At 39.6% G+C, this 4,935-nt stretch carries 2 protein-coding genes; one reads left to right on the top strand and one right to left on the bottom strand.

All coding sequences use genetic code 11. The features are described 5' to 3' along the window. Positions 1-331 precede the first annotated feature (331 nt). Complete coding sequence (locus ACY10D_RS03420; protein WP_486999376.1) at positions 332-1,327, bottom strand: HAD family hydrolase; 996 nt, start codon at positions 1,325-1,327, stop codon at positions 332-334. 612 nt (positions 1,328-1,939) lie between these two features. Between ACY10D_RS03420 and ACY10D_RS03415 the strand changes: the two genes are divergently transcribed. Next, the gene (locus ACY10D_RS03415) at positions 1,940-4,702 is read left to right on the top strand and encodes a valine--tRNA ligase (protein ID WP_486999377.1); all 2,763 of its coding nucleotides are present in this window, start codon (positions 1,940-1,942) and stop codon (positions 4,700-4,702) included. Positions 4,703-4,935 lie beyond the last annotated feature (233 nt).

The following is a 4,935-nucleotide window of genomic DNA, read 5'->3' as shown; positions in this document are numbered from 1 at the left end:
TATTTGGAAGGCTATGTGCAGCATTTGAGTTGCTGGCACAAAAATACTGTGCATAATTTAAACCTTGATTCACATTTTTAATATTGAGTGTTGTGATTTCTCAGCGCCTAAGTCGCAAGTTTTAAAACTAATACAGCCATCACCCCTGAGCAAAGTCAAAGGGGCTTGCATCTTATTAAAATAGAGTTATCACTCCCTGAGCAAAGTCGAAGGGTAAATTTAGGAAGATTATACTTTACAGAGGCTTCGACTTACGCTCAGCCAACGTTTACGCAATCAAAATGGGCGGGAATATGGTTATAGCCAAAAATCAGCGTAGGAAATTATGGTATTAAGCACTTTTAACAAAATGATCATTTTTAAAAGCAACACAATATTGCAGTGTGCTTTGTGCTAAAACATCTTTCTTTAATTTGTTATAGCACTGGTTATTTGGTGCAGTTACACTTTGCAGATGCAGTTTGGCGTTAGCATTATTGTGATTGTTTTCAACAATGGAACTGTCAAACATCGCATTAGGATACCAAACCTTCAAGCCGGTATCTTTGCCAAACCAATCGGTCATTTGATCTCCCACTGACATAAGCCAATAAACATTACGTTGATCGCTTAATGCACGGCGCAAAACATCCTTGTAAGCAACGCGCTCATTTGCGTTGTTTGTACAGGCATTGGCAGGCACTGATCCTGATAAAAAGACATATTGATCAAGTTTTTTATCTGATAAATGTAGATGCTCTTTAAGCCAGCTTCTGGTGGCAGATGACTCATTGTGATTACAAGATCTCGCGGTGATAAAGTAGCAGGCAATGCCATCTTTGAAACAATTTTGCTCAATAAACTCAGCAGTGGCTGGATCATTAATGCCTGATTTAGTGAAATAATCATCATCAAATGAGGTTAATTCAATGGTGTTATCGATATCAAACATGATCGCTGGTGTTTTGCCTTTAGCTTCAATTGCATGGATAAAGCCAATCTTTTTAAAGTTGGCAATAAGATTGGTTAAATCGCCCATCATTGCATTTGCATCCTTGGCAAATTGCGAGTCTTTGGCAAAATCATTATAGTCTTTAGTGCCCATGTAGCGCTTAGTGTCAGAATTGTTAGCTATTTGATCTATCGCGGCTTTAGCATTGCTCGGTAAGCTAAATGGTTTACCATATTTGGCATTAAATGCCATCGTCAGTGAAGTGACTTCACTATACAACGTCAATGAGTCAACTGTCGCAGGTTTTGCTGTAGGTGCTTGTGCCAAGGCACTCTGGCAGGTCATGGCAAATAATGCAGTAGCTAAGAGTTTTCTGTATTGTTTACATTGTTTCATGTTATTGATCCTTAAGCATTGTTGGGTTGTAAAATGTGGCTTATATAAGGTTTGCTCGATGCTAATAAAACAGTTGTCATTGAGAAATAGAGATTATTTAGCTTTATTTCTATATCACTTGGCTGCATGTTTAATTTCCATATCATCTTGCTACTCATGCTTTAGCCATTAAGTTGTAAATAGGAAAGTAAGCCGCAATTGTTACAGAAATATTAAAGAAAGGACTTGTGTGTTTTTATTCGGTTTTTTAATCAAAATTGTGTGAACCAATCTTGGTGCGTTGTGCTAAAATGCGGCTCTAAATTTTTGATTTTTTAATATTAAGAGTTACGCACTTTAGAAAAACTATGATTTTATAAACACCTCGTCAGCCTACGGCTGCCACCCCTCTTGTAAAGAGCGGAGTTAGGCAGCAGTGATTTTATATTCCCCTCTTTGCAAGAGGGGTACTTAAGCTTGCGAGATGGGGTGTTGAAATAGGAAAAGTCCGTAACTCTAGATATTAATGCCCATCGCAAAATGGTCTGTGATGGAATAATAAATAATAGGGTTTAAGTAATGTCGCAAATGCAAAAAACGCAAGAGAGAACAGAGCAACAAGAAATGCAAGAAATGCAAAAAAAGCAAAAAAATTATGATCCCAAAACGTTAGAGCAGCAATGCTATGATAAGTGGGAGAAAAAAGGTTTATTCAAATGTGGGCAAACTAATGGTGCGCCTTATACAATTATGCTTCCCCCCCCTAATGTCACAGGAACGCTACATATGGGGCATGGTTTTCAGCAAACTTTGATGGATTTGTTAACACGCTATCATCGCATGATGGGTGATGATACCTTATGGCAACCGGGTACTGATCACGCGGGTATCGCGACACAAATGGTGGTTGAGCGCAATTTAAATGCCGAAGGGTTGACGCGTCATGACCTAGGACGTGAGAAATTTATCGAAAAAATCTGGCAATGGAAAGAATACTCAGGCGGATCAATCGCTAAACAAATGCGGCGTTTAGGGACCTCTGCTGATTGGTCACGTGAGCGCTTTACGATGGATGAAGGTTTATCACAAGCAGTGCAAACCTGCTTTATTAAGCTTTATGAAGATGGGTTGATTTATCGTGGTGAGCGTTTGGTCAATTGGGATCCAGTGCTTTTAACGGCAGTCTCTGATCTGGAGGTTGTTCAAGAAGAAGAAAAAGGCTCATTATGGCATTTTGCCTACCCATTAGCTGATGGAGGTAACATCGAGATCGCAACAACACGTCCTGAGACGATGTTAGGAGACGTTGCTGTGGCAGTGAACCCAAATGATGAGCGCTATCAGCATTTGATTGGCAAGATGATTAAACTGCCATTAACCGAACGTGAGATTCCTGTTATCGCAGATGATTATGTTGATATTGCTTTTGGTACGGGTTGTGTCAAGATTACCCCAGCACATGATTTTAATGATAACGAGATCGGTAAACGTCATCAATTGCCAATGATCAATATCCTAACAGCAGAAGGCAAGATCAATGATAATGCCCCTAAAGCCTATCGTGGTTTAGATCGTTTTGATGCGCGTAAACAAATTGTAGCTGATATGGAAGCAGAAGGTTTGCTCGTCAAGATTGAGCCACACACGTTGAAAGTGCCACGAGGTGATCGCACTGGCGTTATCCTTGAGCCGTATTTGACTAAGCAGTGGTTTGTTAAAGCCAGTGAGTTAGGTAAGCCTGCTTTAGAGGCAGTTGAAAATGGTGATATTCGCTTTGTGCCTGATAACTGGAAAAACACCTATTACTCATGGATGCGTGATTTACAGGATTGGTGTATTTCTCGTCAGCTTTGGTGGGGGCATAGAATTCCTGCTTGGTACGATGAACAGGGCAATGTCTATGTTGGTGAATCAGAAGCAGATATTCGCAGTAAATATGGCTTATCTTTAGAACTTAGACTGCATCAAGATGAGGATGTCTTTGATACGTGGTTCTCATCAGCATTGTGGCCGTTTTCAACGCTAGGCTGGCCAAATAACACAGCTGAGCTTAAGAAATATTATCCAACAAGTGTCTTAGTCACAGGCTTTGATATTATCTTTTTCTGGGTGGCACGAATGGTGATGTTTGGGCTTTATTTTATGGATGAGATCCCTTTTAAAGATATTTATATCACAGGTCTTATTCGCGATGCTGAAGGGCAAAAGATGTCTAAATCAAAAGGCAATGTACTTGACCCTGTGGATTTGATCGATGGTATTTCTTTAGAAGACTTGCTGGTTAAAAGAACCCAAGGTTTGATGCAACCACAGATGAAAGTTAAGATTGAGAAACAAACGCGTAAACACTTCCCAGAAGGCATTGAAGCTTATGGTACTGATGCACTTCGTTTTACCTTTACTGCTCTTGCCTCCACCTCGCGCGATATCTGTTTTGATGTTTCGCGCATGGAAGGTTATCGTAATTTCTGCAATAAACTATGGAACGCTTCACGTTTTGTGATGATGAATCTAGAGGGCTATGATCCAACATATAACCAATATGAAATGGGTGTGGCGGAAGAGTGGATCTGGCATGAGCTCAATAAAACCGTGGCAGAAGTGCATAAGCATATAGCAAATTACCGCTTTGATTTATTAGCGCAAACGATTTATGAATTTGTTTGGAATCAATATTGCGACTGGTATCTTGAGTTGGCTAAAGCAACACTTAATGAAGAAGCGATTAGTGCTGCGCGCAAACATGCTGTGCAATATACTTTAATCACAGTGCTTGATAAGATTTTACGTTTGGCGCATCCGATTATTCCATTTATTACTGAGGAGATATTTAATCAGGTTAAAGTCTTTACTCAAGAGGATGCAACATCGATTATGGTTAGCAGCTTCCCGCTATTTGATGAGGCACTTATTAATGATAAAGCAACTCATGAGATAGAATGGCTTAAGCGTGTTATCGTTGCCATTCGCACCGTGCGTGCTGAGATGAATATTAAGCCTAGCTTGAGTATTCCGCTTTTTATCAAGAATGCCTCAACAGATGAATTAGATAAGCTTGCAGCAACCAAAGCGCTTATTCAATCAATGGCCAAAATTGAAAACATTGCTGTGAGTGATGATGTGCCAATGTCAGCAACAAGTCTTGTTGACACATTGGAGTTACATATTCCATTAGCAGGGCTCATAGATGTCTCAGCTGAACAAGCACGCTTGAAAAAAGAACAAGAAAAACTCGACAAGGAAATCGCGCGCTTAATGGCAAAGCTTGGCAATCAAAAATTTGTCGCCAATGCGCCAGAGGATGTCGTAGCAAAGGAGAAGGCAAAACTTACTGAATATCAAACAACGCAAAGCAAATTGATCGAACAATTTGAAAAATTAGCAGCGTTGCATTAAAAATTTCTTGAAAAAAAATTTCGTATCCTCACTTTCTAGGCATTGAATTTTTAAAGCCCCATGTGTTGTTAAGCATTAAATAACTGGAATTACGGACTTTAGAAAAAACTATAATTTTATTAAACACCCCGTCAGCCTCCGGCTGCCACCCCTCTTGCAAAGCATAGGTTTATAGGGATCTTTTTGTAAGTGGGTTTTAAAATGGTTGAGTTAAAGATAAGATGAATAAAATC

This window comes from Cysteiniphilum sp. (assembly GCF_057495195.1).
This window is presented reverse-complemented; position numbering and strand designations above follow the sequence as displayed.

Coding starts and splice junctions, on each gene's coding strand:
- ACY10D_RS03415 (WP_486999377.1), top strand. CDS start 1,940: ATGCAAAAAAAGCAAAAAAATTATGATCCCAAAACGTTAGAGCAGCAA.
- ACY10D_RS03420 (WP_486999376.1), bottom strand. CDS start 1,327: ATGAAACAATGTAAACAATACAGAAAACTCTTAGCTACTGCATTATTT.